This window comes from Mucilaginibacter inviolabilis, assembly GCF_011089895.1.
Taxonomy (GTDB): domain Bacteria; phylum Bacteroidota; class Bacteroidia; order Sphingobacteriales; family Sphingobacteriaceae; genus Mucilaginibacter; species Mucilaginibacter inviolabilis.
In genome coordinates this window covers 169437-185573 of record NZ_JAANAT010000004.1, presented here as the reverse complement: position 1 = coordinate 185573, position 16137 = coordinate 169437, and the positions used below count along the sequence as shown (strand labels likewise).

Below are 16137 nucleotides of genomic sequence, written 5' to 3'. Positions count from 1 at the left end.
TCTCTTCGCCTGAGGCGGAAAGAGGGTAAAGAAAAAAGAAAGAGCCCCCTCTATGCGCGAAGCGGAGAGAGGGGTGACGAGCGCAGCGATGTCGGGGTGAGTCGTTACCATGCGAGCTCACTTAATATTAAAAACCACACAAACGTTTGTTATCTACATAACTAAGCAAATGACGATCAGTAACTTTAGTTCGATGAAAAGAATTTCTGTAAGCATAGCTTTACTGTTCGGGATATATGTTAACGTGTTTGCACAAACCGGCTCATCGCCTAAAACATCAAAAGCAAAACCTAATATTGTTTACATCCTGGCAGATGACATGGGATATGGCGAGTTAGGTTGTTACGGGCAGCAAAAAATTGAAACCCCCAACTTAGATGAACTGGCCAAACATGGTAAACGCTTTACACAACATTATGCCTATCCGGTTTGCGCTCCATCACGCTATTCACTCATGACCGGTAAAAACTCGGGTAAAGCCTTTATCCGCGGAAATCATGAATGGGGAGAGCGGGGCGATGTATGGAGTTTCAAGGAAATGGAGAAAAACCCGACATTGGAAGGGCAATATCCCATCCCCGATTCAACTATTACTATTGCCAAAGTATTAAAGGCAGCCGGTTATACCACTGGTATTGTTGGCAAATGGGGATTAGGTGCACCCATGACCAGTGGCACACCCAATAACCAGGGGTTCGACTATTTTTTTGGCTTTATATGCCAGCGTCAGGACCATACCTATTACAGCGCACATTTATGGGAAAACAATAACCGGGTTCCGTTGGATAATAAAGTTGTTGATCCTAATGTACTATTTCCTAAGGATCTGGATTCGCTTGATGAAAAAAACTATGAAAAATATCAGCAAAAGGGCTATACACCTGATTACCTGCTGAAAGCGGCGCTGAAATTTATTGACCACAACCAAAAGAAACCGTTCTTCCTGTATTACCCAACGCCTTTGCCGCATGTATCACTGCAAGCACCAAAGGCCCTGGTTGACTATTACCACCAAAAATTTGGCGACGAAAAACCATTTTTAGGAGGCAGTTATTTCCCGGTGCGTTATCCGCATGCTACTTATGCCGCCATGATCACGCTGCTGGATAAGCAGGTTGGACAGATCATTCAAAAATTAAAAGATGACGGGCTATATAACAATACCATTATCATGTTTTGTTCTGATAACGGGCCAGCCTATAATGCCGGTGTGGATCCCACATTTTTTAAAAGCGCGGGACCGTTTAAAGGCGAATATGGTTGGGGAAAAGGTTTTGTTCATGAAGGCGGTATACGGGAACCATTCATTATATCGTGGCCCGGAAAAATAAAGCCCGGAAGCACCAGCAACCTGATATCGGCAACCATCGATATAATGCCAACACTGTGCGACCTCCTAAAGTTAAAAATACCGAAAGAGGTGGATGGACTCAGCATTTTACCGGCCATACTTGACCAAGGAAAACAAACTTTACATGAGTACCTGTATTTTGAATATCCCGAATATGATGGCCAGCAGGCTATCCGGATTGGCAATTGGAAGGGCGTACGGTTAAATATGTTAAAAGGAAACACAAGATGGTCGCTCTTTGATCTTTCCAATGATCAGCAGGAACAAAATGATGTGTCTGCACAACACCCCGATATTATACAAAGAATGACCCTTATTTCGAAAAAAGAACACCATACACCAGAGCTTAGCCGCTTTATTATCCCGGTATTGGAACAGGAAAAGTAAGTAACTGATTTTTGATGGGGTTTCGCCTGTGCTTTATAAGGTCACACGCGGCACGCGTGCGCCAGCAAGTCTGGAACAGCTTATAAAAGAATATGTCATTGCGAGGAGGAACGACATGGGAGAGAAAGATGGATTTAAACCTCTTTCAATAATTCCTTCAATTCCACATCACCGTCATCCAGCATATCGAAAACGGTGGTTCCTCCAGCATTGGGGATATTTTTATCGGCGCCAGCCTGGAGCAGTATCTTAACACATTCCACACTATCAGATGAACTCGTTGTACCGCCATTTTTTAACCCATGAACGGCCCAAAATAGCGGTGTGGATTTAAAATCGATACATAACTTATTAACTTTTGCGCCTTGTTGCACGAGCTTTTTAACCACTTTATCCCTTCCGCAGTACGCTGCCCAATGTAAGGCGGTGCCTCCATGACATCCTGGATGATTTATAATCGCACCGTTTTCGATATACAAAATAGCTACCTCATCGGCATACAGGCTTGTTGCAGCAACAAGCGGGCTATCCTGCTTTTCTACCAATTGATTACCATTAACATTTGCTCCGTGTGCCAAAAATATCCTGGCCATTTGTACGGCTTCGGCATCGGTATACGTTCCGGAAAATACCCCGTCGCAGAGTCGGTGCAGGGGGTGGGCTTTGGTGGTGTTGACACTATCATATGGAATACCTTCATTAGCCAAACTTGGATCATTGGCAAGGGCCTCATCTATCCCTTGGTAATCTTTATTATCGATAAGTGTTTTCATGTTTGCTACTCTCCTGTTTATATACGCTGAATTTAACTATTTGTTTATAAAAACAATAGCAAAAACGGGTGTCACCCTGAGCTCGTCGAAGGGCGGGGCGCAGAGGCTTGCACACCATGCTTCGACGGGGCTCAGCATGACACCCGTTTTACAAATTTTCCTCCCCCCTATTCCAAAGTAGTTTTACCACTGATTGTTTTGGCTTCATTCAAATGGAAATCAAACACTATAATTTCGTTGCTTCCTTTTTTGAGCCATGATGCCGGGCAGTATAGCCTTTGCTGCGGACCGGTGTTCCAGTACCGGCCCAGGTTGTGGCCATTTACGTAAATAATGCCTTTGGCATAATTACTCAGATCGAAATAAGTATCGCCGGTTTCCTGCAGATTGAAGGTTCCTTTAAAAAACATGCCTTTGGCATCTGCTTCGGCTTTTGCCGGTTTTAATGTTTTGATGAAGGCCTCAGTCATAGGTAATGGATATATCTGCCAATCCATCAAAGTCATACCGTTAAGGGTAACACGGTCGGTAATACCTTTACGATCAATGATGTACTGGGCAAAATTGATGTGTCCCATGCCTTCTACCAAAATATCCAATACCGGGTCTTTGCTGCTGCTTTCGGGGATCTTGATGTTCCATTTGCCGCCATCGCGGTAAACGGTATCAATCAATTTACCATCTACAAATACCATGGCATAATCGTGTGGCTCGGTAATGGTGAGCGTGCCTTTTTTGTGACCGATAAGTTTGGTGCGGTAAAGCATCAGGCCCTGGTTTTGATCGTAATATTCCATCGGCTGAGGCTGCGGCGACAGGAACGGTTTTGGTAATTGCTTCCAGATACTAGTAAGTGGCGCTAAAGTAATAGCCGGTATGCTGATGGCTTTTGCAGCCTGTGGCACAGCCGGAATTTTATATTTTACGTATTTGCTGATGAGATTGCGCAGCATATAGTATTTGGGCGTTGCCTGGCCCTGTTCGTTGATGGGTGCATCGTAATCATAACTGGTCAGATCGGGCTGGTATTGGGTAGCCGAAAACGCGTTGGCGCCAGCGGTAAAACCAAAGTTGGTACCGCCGTGAATGACGTACAGGTTAAATGATTTATGGTTCTCCAGCAGATAGGTAATTTCCTTCTTCAAACCATTGGTATCGGGTTTGGCAAACTTCTCTTTCCAGTGGGTTAACCAGCCGGGATAGGTTTCGCTGCTGAATGATGGAACATTAGGGTTACGTTTGGTGGCCTGGGCAAAATCCTCATCGCTGGTGCCGCTGTCTAACCCGATAGCCGCGCCATCAATGTTGCCGGCTTCCAGCATATAAGGCGTTGCGCCATCGGCTGTGTAAAAAGGTACGATGATACCATTTTGCACCCATAGTTTACGCAGAGTTTCCAGGTAGGTTTTATCATTGGCGTAGCTGCCATACTCATTTTCGATCTGCGACATAATGATTGGACCGCCATTGGTGCACTGCAATGATTTAACCTCGGCTGCCAAATGGGCCACATAACGACTTACCGCGCTCATGTATCGGGTATCCATGCAACGCACTTTAATATCAGGGATTTTTAACAGCCATGAGGGCAATCCGCCAAAATCCCATTCAGCACAAACGTACGGACCTGGGCGTAACAGTACCCACATGCCCTCTTCCTTACAAATACGGATAAATTCGGCTATATCATGGTTGCCTGTTTTAAAGTCGAAAACACCCGGGGTAGCCTCATGGTAGTTCCAGAATACGTAAGCCGCAATGGTATTACAACCCATAGCCTTAGTCATGCGGATACGGTCGCGCCAGTACTCTCGGGGGATACGGGCCGGGTGCATTTCACCGCTGATGATCTGGAAAGGTTTGCCATCCAGCAAAAATTCGTTTTTACTCAGGCTGAAAACGTGTTTGTCCTGCGCAAAACAGAATACGGGTAATAAAAAGAGTAAGGGTAAAAGGTATTTTTTCACGGATTGTTGGTTTTATGTTAGTATCAAGTCGTTAGTATCAAGTATCAAGACACCCTGCCTCTTCAATGTCAAAAGAAAAAAGTCGTGATACTTGATACTAGCTACTTGATACCAATCTCACGGTAGTTTATTAAAATCAATAACTGGGTGATCTGTGCCGGATTGTTGACGGCTAAGATCGGTTTTGAGCGTTGAAAAATCATTAAAAAATCCACAGTTTCTGAGGTAAAAATGATTGCCCTGCACACCACCGCCATAATCTTTGCGGTATTTGATGTTCGCGGTAGCATCGCCGGTAAAAATCGCTTTGGTTAATGGATACCATTTGCCGTTAGTATCCACCAGCCAGCCATTGCCAAAGTTTACCCGGCGCTCCACAGTACCCATTTCCGGATCAAAATTCTCCAGGAACGAATACAAACCCGTTAAATAAAAGCCCGACATAGGGCGTTTAAAGCTGGCAACCAGTTGCCAGGTAGTTTGGTCGGCTGGTTTAAAGTATGCTGTAAATGTGGTGGTTTTGGCTACGGCATTGGCCTGGGCATGTATTAAAAATGCATAGGTTTTACCTGCCACCCATGGATAATTCATATAGCTTTGACCGCCCGAACCTTCGCCGCCAAATTCACCGCCATGTACGCCTACACCTTTTTTTAACAGGTGGATTTTTAAACTATCGGGGATGCTTTTAGGATCGTCGGTATTGAAAGGGCTCCAGATAGAGAACAATACGTGGCGCTCCGTTGGAGAGTTTACCTGCATACCGAAGTATCCGCCGGTAAAGCCATCGGCCATAAAGTATGAACCCAGTACATCGTTACCTACGGGAACAGTCACTTCATTGTAGAACCACTCCGTAGTAGTTTTGGCTTCATCTGGTAATGGATAGTTCAGATGTACCGACGGCCCTCTCCTGCCCCAGTAAAAATAACTACCATGATTGTCCTTGGTATACTCGGCACCATTGGCCGTAGCCGAACCGGTCAATAACAAGTCGCTTACCTGGGCGAATACCTTTCCGCTCTTTTTTACGCCCTGTAGTTTTATTTGCAGATAACCCGGAGCTTTAACATGTGTGGTACCAAAATCAACAACTGCGGATTCGCGGTTAGATACCGTTTTGGTTAAAACACTTTGTCCTGCCGATACTTTGATGGTACTGCTGCCTTCAGGTACTTGCAGCCTCAACGCTATTTTCAAATCGCCGGGAGCTTCCAAACGCACGTATACACTTATTACATCAGCATTCGAGCTCCAGTTGCCCAGGCCAGCGCTGTCAATAATAGCCTGCCCATTTTTGCTTACCCAACTGTTGCCGCCGAGGGGTACTTTAAGCGCGGTATCTGCCGGGAGCGTAGCTGCGCGACTATTCAATTGCAGTAGTGCAAAGGCTGCACCTAGTAAAGCAATTTTAGCTGTGATTATTCGATGTTTTTTCATTTGGAGTGATTATTTCAGCGTCATGATTTGTTGCAGGATGCGTACGATGGTATCGCTGGTATCCGCTTTTTCGGCCGATCCTTTTTCAAAAACCTGCTGGCACCATTGCATGATATCGTTATCTGGATATTGTTTAACCTGTGCATCAAGCCAGGCTGTGGCGGCGGCTTTACTATCCAGTTTTTCCATGGCCCAGGCGGTTACGAGACTGTTGGCCGGCAAAAAATTCTTAACCGTATTGTCGGTTTTGGGTGTAAAGGCAATGATCTTTTGCAGATACTTGCGCGCATCGGCATCTTTGCCTTGTTTGGTGTAGCACAGGTAAGTCAGCCAATCCTCGGCTCTTTCGTCAATATTTTCTGGGTAAGGTTTACCCGCGCCCAGGTTAAGCGGCCATAGTTTGGCATCAACTGTTAAAGTCAGCGCGCCTGTATAGTTATTGCTTCTGAGTTTTTCTATAGCCAGCATCAGCTTGGCCTCGCGGTATAAATCGCGACCAATAGTAGCCCCTTCAAAAGGCAATATATTGATGCCCGACAGTAGTTTGGCACATTCTGCATAACGTTTATTCAGCAGCAGCGTTTTAGCATACAGTATACCGATGATATAATTTTCGGAATGTTTACGATAAAAAGGCTCCACCGTAGCTAAAGCCTCCGAATATTGGTCGTGAGCCACATAATACTCACCCAATAATTTATAATAACGCCACTCGTTAGGTTGCAATTTCAAAGCTTTTTGCAAATCAGTCAGATCAGACGCCCCCATCTGCATGGCTGCCCTGGCCGCATAAAACGGCGCAAAATCTGGTTGATCTCCACATTGCGTAAACAGATTTTTACTTTCGGCTATACGGTTACGATCTTTATACAACAAGGCCAGGAAATATTTCGGTTTCCAGTTGTCGTTTTGCTGTATGGCCCAGGTGAGCACTTCTTCATCATCAGCCCTGAAGGGGAATACAAAGGCGGGAGTAGCAATAATGGCCTTATCCAATTCTTCTAAAAACGGTCTCTTTACTTTATTCTGTAAAAATGCTTGCCAATAGTTTACCAAAGCATTTTTTGGCGAAAGTCTCAATACTTTAAGGCATTCCTCCGGATATCCATATTGATAATAAACATTGGCCAGATCCAGGTAGCTTTCAATAGGTTGTTCGTTCCGGACAGAAGCTATGAACTGGTTTTTGGTGGAGGCATCCCACAGATATTTTTCGAACCCGGCAAAATGGTCAAGCGGATTAAAGATCAGTATCTGAGCTAACACCCGTTCGGCATTTTGCTGCTGATGCAGATAGCGATAAGCGATAGCCTGCACCTGCAAAGCAGACAGATCATACCGATTAAAGTCGAGCGCTTTGGCAGCGTACTCCAGTGCTTTATCATAGCTTTTTTCCTGCAGATACAAACCGGCCAGCCCGTTATAGGCGGCCGTACGGTACTCCATGGACAAGGCTGCTATATCAAAACCATCTTTGGCGTCGGCTGTATGGTTGAGTTTGGCATTAATCACGCCGTAGTAATAGTTAGCTCCCCCGTCATAAGTATCAATACTTAAGGCATGTTTGGCCAGTTCCAGGGCTTCGGTATATTGCAGATTGCGGTAATGTAGCTGCGCCATTTTCACCAGGGCAGGTACATAGTTATGATCAAGTTTTAAGGCTGCCTGCAATTTTTCTTCGGCCTGCGGGTAGGCTTTTTCGTCCATCAATTCCTTGCCCTGTATGTACAAGCCGTAGGCCGTATTCCAGTTAAAATCTTTGGGTGAATCCAGCGGACGGCTCAGATCGCCTTCGTCAGGTTTTGAATTGTAGATGATCTTATCTCGGCCCAGCGTAACCACAACACTGCCTTTGCCTGCATCCATTTGAACAGAGTCGGCAAATGTTTGCAAGGGGTTTAGTTCCAGCTTTTTGCTGTAGATGATCGTTTGGCCTTGTTTAACCACTAGGCTATCGGCAATTTTTTGTACCGGGCTCAGTGCCAGTTTCAGCCAGCCGTTTCCTGTTTTCACATTGAGTGCACCGTAGCTATTAGCCTCTACAAAACCTTTGGTTTTGAGTACGGGGTACCAGTATTCTGTCCATACCGAGGCTTCGCCGGGAGCAAAACCTTTATGTTTAAATGGCGTAAATGTACTTTCGGGCGATGTTTGGTTAAACAACCTGCCCGATTGGATCTCGGAATATTGCCCGTCCTTATCCGTCAGCAATTTTTCCCAGATCATGCCCTGATCTGACAATCCCCAGATCCAGATCTTTTTACCGGCCTTATCATCACGACCCGAATAACGGGCCATGCCCATTTCATCGTCGTGCCAGTAAGCGCCAAAAAAGTCGGTGTACTTGCCAAATACGTGGTACGATTTATAACCGCCAAAATTGTTGTTATTATAAAAGGATACGTCCTTACCATTTTGCTTGTTGATGGGCCAGTCGCCATGCTCACCCTGATGACCCAGGAAACCGGTTCCAGGGTACATATATTGCAGGTTGCCTTTTGTTTTGATGCCGATGTTCATCCAGTGGTAATAGGGCTCATCCAGCGTGTTGGCATTGTACCAGGTTGATTTGGTGGTGAAATAGGCCTTATCTTTAGGCAGGTTGATCTCCATGGCCCAGGTGGTGCTGGTGAGTAGATCAAGCACGCTGATGATGCAGCTTACGCTGCCATCATCATTATTACGTACGATGTAATCAACCGGCGTAACGGAATTGGGGGTATGCCCAATGATGCCGTAATTAGGTTCGATGCCGCCGCTTGTCCAGGGGCCGCGCATGGCAATATCCCGAAACTTCACCACATGGTTCTCATAAATGAAACCTTTGCCGGTCGACCGTTCCACAGCCGACCAGATCTTGCCGCCTATCTGCGGCAGCACGGTTAAGGTGATATACTTATTTTGCAGCTCCACCACCTTCCACTCCTTTTGCACGGGCTTATCGGTAAAGCCATCATACCTAAAGTATGGGTAGATATTGGTGAACGCCGGTATCGGGTTAGGATCCGAGTACGGATAGGTAGTGATCACCTTATTGTACTCCCGGTAAGCCGCCTTTTCCTGGGCCTTGACCCATCCTGCCGATAAACATAGCCCTAAAGCAAGCAGTCCTATTCTTCTCATAGCTACAGGCATTATTTAATGATCAGTAACCAGCCTTTGGCCTTTTCAACCGGGATCTTATCATTTAAACCGAACGTTTTGGCCGGTTGGAACGTTCTGATCTCCGGCGCGGTTATGGTTGCTTTTGATGGGTCGATGCCTAATTTTTTCCAGTCTATTTTTAATTGAATCTCAGTATCTGTATCCTCCCAGCTTGCTATGGAAACCAGTACGGCGCCATCTTTTTTGTAAATGGTGGCTAATACTTTATCGTGATCAGTCTTCACCGGGTTATCATCAACCCAGTAACCTATCATTTTGGTGCCTTTGATGCCAAAATCATCCCAAACTTTCCATATCGGGCGCGGATCGGCGCCATCGCTCCATGGCATGCGGTTGGTCATGCCGTAAACCATGCCGCGCCATTTGTTGCCGCCGCCTTGCAGCATTTCGCCCATCAAACCAAATGGGATACCGCTCACTTCGGTCAGGAAGAAATCAGGGCTGTTCTTTTCGTAATCAAAATACTCCCCAAACCACAGGCGGTTTAAGTATGGAAAATGCTCCATGTACAGGTTGGCACTGTTGTTAAAGCCATCGCTTTTGTTGTATTGGTTGGCCGAGTGCAGGTCGATAATACCCGGGTGACCGTCTTTGGTCAGCACTCTTTTAACGCGTTTCATAGTTACGCGGTCAAAAGCCACATCGTCCAGGTAGATACCATCGATGCCTACATTTTGGGTTAACCAGTTCATGCCTTCCACGTAGTAGTTGTGCCAGCGGTTCATACCGCTGTTGATGATAGCGGCATCCTTAATTTCGGGAACAAACCAGGCGGCTATATAATCGTCGCCTATGTGCTCCTGTAACCAGCTAAAACCACCGCCTTTACCCGATGAGTAAATCTCGTGCCCAAGGCTGCGTAAAGCGAATGTTTCATAAGCATGGTTGGACAGCTCACGAATGGTATTGTAGATCTTCACCTTTAAACCCGCTGCATGCGCCGAATCGTCATAAGCCTTCATGGCTTTCCACGCGATGAAAGGATAGTTGATATTGGGGTTGATAGCCGTAGCATGGTGAATATTGATCACCGTAGCACCAGCCTGTTTAATAGTATCAATAGGTTTGTAGGCATGATAAAAACGGGTAGCCCACTGAAAGTCGGTATTGATGGTATGGAAAGGCGTAACAAGTAGGTTAAAGTTGTAATAAAGCACATCGCCTTTGTTCAGCTTGCGTTCGCCGCTATAGTTGTTGGCCAGTACTGCTTTGCCATCGTCTTTTACATTGATACCGCCTTTGTCGCCATTACCCCATGACGATGGCAGGATGAGTGGTTTTTGCAGGTAGAAATTGGTATTGAGTGGACGAACATACTTCTCATCGCGCAGCGAGTATTGCAAACCGGCATTTACATTACCTATCCAGGCACCATCCTGGTTTTTATGACTTACGTCCCATTTCCATTCAAAGTTTTCAGGGCGATAGCCGCCTTTCTGGCCCAGGCCCATCATATATTTAGCTACATCTCTTTTAAAAGGAATGTGCATGGTAATGTCTTTAAAACTCACATCCTGCAAGGCTTTTACTTTGACGGTATATGCTATAAAACCGTCAAACTCCATGGAGGCGGTTACTTCCATTTGCAGGCTGTCGTTAGCGCTGGTAGCAGTCCACTGCACCGTGCCTGGCTCCTGTTTGGTAAATTGCAAGCCCTGGCTTTTAAGTTTGATATTTTTACCGGCTGCGTTCAGGAAATGAAAATGAATAGCCTCGGTCAGCAGGTTGTTAGGTGCATCGGCATACTCGGTCATTTCAGGAGTGAAAAAGGTTTGGATCTGTTTAGGGAAACCATCGGTATTCACTTCTACTTTTCTGCCCAATAATTCAACCGTATTATTTTTCACCACAAGTGGTTTATATGGCGCTATCACCGTATTTTTTTGCGCCATGGTAGAGTTCAACCAGCCCAAGCGGGTCATTTTCCAGGGCTCATCCACGCCGCCGTTTTTAGCTAATGCGGGACTTACCTTTAAGGACAATTGGATTTCTTTGGAAGTCTTGCCGTTGCTGATAATAGCTTTACCGGTATAAACAGCAGCAGTAGCGCTTGCAGGCACATCAATACCACACCATAAAGCCTGGATGGTGTTGGGGGTTACGGTCACTGTTTTAGTCAATGGTGAACCGTCATAAGCAGTACCACCTGTATTGATACAGAACAAAGCCGAAGCCGGGATCTTTTTACCGGTAGCAGTTTTCAGATCACTGAAAGTCACTTTTACATCGTCCAGGTTTTGCAGGGCATATACACCCAACTGAAACGAGAAGTTTTCACCGCGCAGGGCTGAAGCTACATACTTACTCTGCGGACCAAGCTCTATCCAGCGCTGCGGCAAATCTTTGGTCATGCGGATGGAGTTCAATCTATCCTCCGGAAAAACCAAAAAAGTTTCGTTTTTATGTTTGGCGATCAGCGCATCCGTTTCATTTTTAGTAGCGATCACTTCCATCGGGTAAAAGCTGTTGAACGCATCTATCGACTGAAACTCTTTCACCGTAGCCGCAGGGATATTGCCACTTAAGCTGTTTAGCCATGCTGATGAAGCAGTATTCTCCGGTTTCAGGTAGATACCTCTTGGATAATTGGATCGACCCTCATTTTTATAAGGCATGTAATACACAAAGTAAGTTCCCTTGCCAGATGTTGGCTCAAAAACCACTTCGCCGCTTTCGCGGGTAATGGCGCCCAGTTTTACATTGGTAACTTTTTGCTTTGTTTGAGCATCCTCTATGATTACGCGTTTATTTTCAGGATCGTTATCCCTCCTTCTCCAGGGGATAATTACTTTGGCGACCTTACCCGTACCATTAAAAGTTAAAACTACACGGTGGTTTCCCAATGAATCGGGCAGCCAGCAGTTTTTACAATTGGTATAAGGTATTTTTTGGGCCTGTGCCGCAAGGGCAGGCAACAAGAGGATGAGCGCAAAGAGTTGTTTTTTCATGTTCATTGGTCAATATCAGTAGTATTCAAAATTTAGTAAGTGGGCTTTAGTCCTTTACTTTTCCAATAATCGGCAATTGGTTTGTATGGCCCGTATTTATGTTGTGTTTCAGAAAAAGGATCGTTAAAAGGCCCTTTATCATAATCAATAGCTTTTTCGTTGGCGTGTGGGTATTGCACTTCGGTTATTCCCTTTGATGGCCGGGGATGTTTTTTATCATCATTGATAAAAGCAGCCAGATCAAGCGCTTCGGCATCGGTGAGGAATGGTTTGTTATGAGCTACCTTGTCAAAAGGCATATTGGCTACCAGCCATTGCGCCAGTTTTACCACACGATGCATACTTGATCCCTGACGATACGCTTTTGGCCCCCAAAGCGGCGGATAGGTGTAAGTTGCCTGATCAAACTGCATTTGGCCTTCACCGTTTGCAGCGTGGCAGCGTTCGCAATGTTGCGCGTACAATTTTTCGCCCTGATCTGAAGATGCAGCTCTGTCGGGAAAGCTGACTTCCATATTTTTCAGTCCTTTGGTATGGCTGTTCACACTGGCAGAGTCGCTGAGCCATTTGAGGTATGACATGATCGAGATCATTTCCCGTCCGTCCAGCGGCAAAGGTCTACCCAGGTTGGGGCGCATTACACAGTTATTGATCCTTTCGGCCAATGACAGGATCCTTCCTTCCCTTGCCCGGTATTGAGGATATTCCTTAAATGAATTGACCAGGTTAAAGGCGTAAGGTCTTGTACCTGCATCACGGTGACAATTGGTGCAGTTCATTTTGTTACCGGTGTAATGCCCATTTACACCATCAGGGCCAATATAATAAGCTGTACGTAGCATTAATGCACGACCATATCTTACTGCCTCGCCAAATTTATCATGTGGTATTTTGAGGGTGTCAATAGTCACCAGGTTATCTTTGGTTGCAGCACTTTTTAAAGTCGCTGCGTGGTCTTCGTTACAGGAACTGACCTGCGCCAGGTTCCACAGTATAAAGACCGTTACCAGCCAGATGATCAAATATGGATACCTCTTGTTCATCACGGTTTTAAATAGGGACTAAGCTCGCTACTCTTTACAAAAATAGCCCGGTACGTAGGCACAGCCGTTTCCATCGTCCATAATAATACCCCTTTGCGGTCGCTCAACACAACGATATGCCTTTTGGAGCAGCAGCAGAGCACGCTGGTATCGTTGATCATATAAGCGCTGCCCATGCGCCCGTTAAATACTTCTTTGGGCAATTGAATGTGCAAATCTATTGTTGATGTTTTTTGTTGTTGATCCAGCTTCATGGCAAATACGCCCGACTGGTGCTTTTCGACACCATTATCAAAAAACATCAAATTGCCCTCCATATTGATGTGTGCTGCATGGGCCTGGGTAAAGTTACATTCGGCAGGCATGGTTATATTACCTCCCTTGCCAAACTTCCAGATCACCTTGCCGGTATGGGCGTCAACTTTCCAGATCTGACCATTGTTGTAGAAAGAGATCAGATAGTTACCATCCTTATCATAGTTCAGACTGTTGGCGTGCATCCAGTCTTTTTTGGTTTTAAGCAGCTTGGGATCTTTAAACGGATCCATCACATCAAACACACTCCATTTCCAGAGCTGTTTACCGGTTTTGTCCATCACTATGATGCCATCGCCATTCACGGTATCTTTTTTACCGCCTCCAACGGTGCTTAGGTCCATGATCTTTTGATCAACAAAAAGGGTTACTATCTGGTTGCTGGTGTTTTTTAAAATTTCGTGGTGTATGGTTTGTTTAAAATCACCCTGACCTTTTTTCAAGTGTAGCAGGGTATCACCTTCCAGGTTTACCTCCAATATTTCGCTGCCGTAACTGGTAGGTTCATCATTCCGGCCCAGGATAGAAAGCAGCGTATGATCTTTAGTAAAATGAATCACTTTGAAGCCCAGATTATCAATCATGTGATACCATTTAATCTGGCCTTTATAATCAACCATATAAGCTACACCGGGTGCATACCGTTTGTTGATGAGCATTAAGCCATCTTTAAATTCGGCAGGGATATGATTTTCAGACGCACTTTTAGCCGTGAACTGCTCCTGCAAAAACAAAGGCAACTCATGCGAGCTGAAAGTGTAGGTTTTGCTTATCGTTTTAACCCCATTAACTACAGTGACAATATGGTAAGCATAATTGGTTTTTGGAGCGATATTGCATAGTACCAATTTATGCCTCTCGGTATTTTTTGATATGGGCGAGACCTGTTTGGTACTATCCGAGCCTTTATCAACCCAATATTCGGCATAGGCATCCACCGGCGAAGCGGTGAGCACATCTATCTGAATCTTTAATTCGTTGTTATTATGCAGACCTACCTTTATTTCTTTGATAGCGGTGCTGTTATTGGCACAACCCGCACAAACCAATAAAAAAATCGACAAGGTTATACCTTTAAAGAAACTCTTCACCATATCATTACAATGCTAAACAGACTTTGTACCATCTGATTTAAATATAAAGAATATACAGCCTTTTGAGCCGTATATTCTTTTTTCAGAAAAGTATATCAATTACTGTTGCCTTCCGGCATTATTTAAATTAGGATTGATGTTAACCTGGTTTAAAGGATACGGAAAATACTGGTCGCGCGGCATTTGAACGGTTGGCGTTTGGCCTGTACGTTTCAGATAAGCATTCACCACATCGGCGTATTTACCAAAGCGCATCAGATCTGCCCGGCGTTTACCTTCGTAATAAAGCTCCCATCCGCGTTCCTGTAAAAGGGCATCGCGCATGCTAGCCTGGGTAAGGTTGGCAGGAACCAGTAATTTGGCATGCGAACGTGCCTTTACCTGGTTTACCAGTGAAATAGCTTCGGCTGTTGGACCGCCTAACTCATTCAGCGCTTCGGCCCTGCTTAACAGTACATCGGCATAACGTAAAATATCTACACTGTGACCGTCATAATAGGTGTTAGCACCATTCGGATCAGCATATTTCATGGTGGCTACATCGGGCATATACAATACACCTGCCGGTGCCGTTGCGCCTAAAGTTGGCGCTTGTTTATGAGTTAAATTGTCAACACCCTGGTATTCGGTAAAAAACATTTTTTTACGATCGTCCTCATCACCGTAGCTGTTATAAAAATCCCAGGTTACGGCATAATACTGCCACCTGTCGGTTAATACCGGGTGACTCAAGGGACCAAAGTGATTTAACAGCTCGGTTCCATTTACGTTAGCATCACTCAGTACTGAGAAAATATTTTCAGAACACCAGGTATTAGTTTCTTTAAACAGACCCGCGTAAGTTGGATACAATTGATATACACCCAAATCCATTACCTGTTTGGTCATATCAGCAGCCTTCTGCCATTGATGCTGACGCAGGTAAAGCTTAGCCAGCAATGTCATGGCTGCACCTTTAGTAGCACGACCTACATCATTGGTGGTGTAGATATCGCTTTTGGTATAATCAACGGGTAATATATTAATCGCATTTTGCAAATCGCCTATTAAAAGGGCTTCTACATCTGCAACTGCACTTGGAGCCGTTTTTGTGGTGTAGTTAGGGTTAGCTACATCCTTTTCGGTGTTCAGGATTACCGGCCCCCAGGCATCGGTTAAGTCCATATAGGCCACCGCACGTAAAAATTTCATTTCGGCCAGGAACTGGTTTTTCTGCTCGGCTGTAATGGCCGTCATTGGCGAAATATTTAAAATAGCATTGTTGGCATTAGCTATCAGTTTATAGATCTGCCTGTAATCCTCAGCTATTAAACCATTGGCAGAGTTCCATTGAACCAATGAAAGCTGACCAGGATCGCCGGTATAGCTACAGTGGCCTACATCGGTGGTTAAATCGGTAAGGGCAAAGTGCCTTACAGTCCAGTAGTCAAAATTATCACCAACAGAAGGGCCTTTTAAGCGGGCATAAACCGCATTAACCGCCGCAATAGCGTCAGATTTGGTTAAAAAAGCATTTTGGCTGGTTAAACTGCTATATATTTTGGGCTCGAGGTTGGTTTTATTACAGGAAAACTGTACAACCGCCGCCGCCATGATGAGTATAAAACTATATTTTTTCATTTGCTTAAACTTTATATTGATCCTTCAAAAGGAA

The 16137-nt window shown here is 45.1% G+C and carries 9 protein-coding genes; 1 reads left to right on the top strand and 8 read right to left on the bottom strand.

Annotated features, from left to right (window positions below; genetic code table 11):
* The first annotated feature begins 193 nt into the window (after positions 1-193).
* A complete protein-coding gene (locus G7092_RS24245; protein WP_166093542.1) occupies positions 194-1738 on the top strand; it encodes an arylsulfatase in 1545 nt (514 codons plus the stop codon).
* Positions 1739-1872: 134 nt separating this feature from the next.
* Here G7092_RS24245 and G7092_RS24240 read toward each other — a convergent pair whose 3' ends face one another.
* From G7092_RS24240 to G7092_RS24205, 8 genes are all read right to left on the bottom strand, one after another.
* Positions 1873-2511: an ankyrin repeat domain-containing protein gene (locus G7092_RS24240; protein WP_166093539.1), complete on the bottom strand. Its 639-nt coding sequence runs from the start codon at positions 2509-2511 to the stop codon at positions 1873-1875.
* Positions 2512-2678: 167 nt separating this feature from the next.
* Positions 2679-4478 (bottom strand): glycoside hydrolase family 35 protein, encoded by a 1800-nt coding sequence (locus tag G7092_RS24235; protein ID WP_166093537.1) that lies wholly within the window; start codon positions 4476-4478, stop codon positions 2679-2681.
* Positions 4479-4595: 117 nt separating this feature from the next.
* Entirely contained in the window at positions 4596-5918 is a 1323-nt protein-coding gene (locus G7092_RS24230) for a DUF3472 domain-containing protein (RefSeq protein ID WP_166093534.1), read from the bottom strand.
* A gap of 9 nt (positions 5919-5927) precedes the next feature.
* A complete protein-coding gene (locus G7092_RS24225; protein WP_166093532.1) occupies positions 5928-9041 on the bottom strand; it encodes a DUF5107 domain-containing protein in 3114 nt (1037 codons plus the stop codon).
* Positions 9042-9052: 11 nt separating this feature from the next.
* A complete protein-coding gene (locus tag G7092_RS24220) occupies positions 9053-12031 on the bottom strand; it encodes a glycoside hydrolase domain-containing protein (protein ID WP_166093530.1) in 2979 nt (992 codons plus the stop codon).
* 32 nt (positions 12032-12063) lie between these two features.
* Positions 12064-13074, bottom strand: coding sequence for a c-type cytochrome (locus G7092_RS24215; RefSeq protein WP_166093528.1), 1011 nt, complete (start codon positions 13072-13074; stop codon positions 12064-12066).
* Positions 13074-14483: an aryl-sulfate sulfotransferase gene (locus G7092_RS24210; protein WP_166093525.1), complete on the bottom strand. Its 1410-nt coding sequence runs from the start codon at positions 14481-14483 to the stop codon at positions 13074-13076. The genes G7092_RS24215 and G7092_RS24210 overlap by 1 nt, the downstream gene beginning before the upstream one ends.
* Before the next feature lie 99 nt (positions 14484-14582).
* Complete coding sequence (locus tag G7092_RS24205; protein WP_166093523.1) at positions 14583-16103, bottom strand: RagB/SusD family nutrient uptake outer membrane protein; 1521 nt, start codon at positions 16101-16103, stop codon at positions 14583-14585.
* Positions 16104-16137 lie beyond the last annotated feature (34 nt).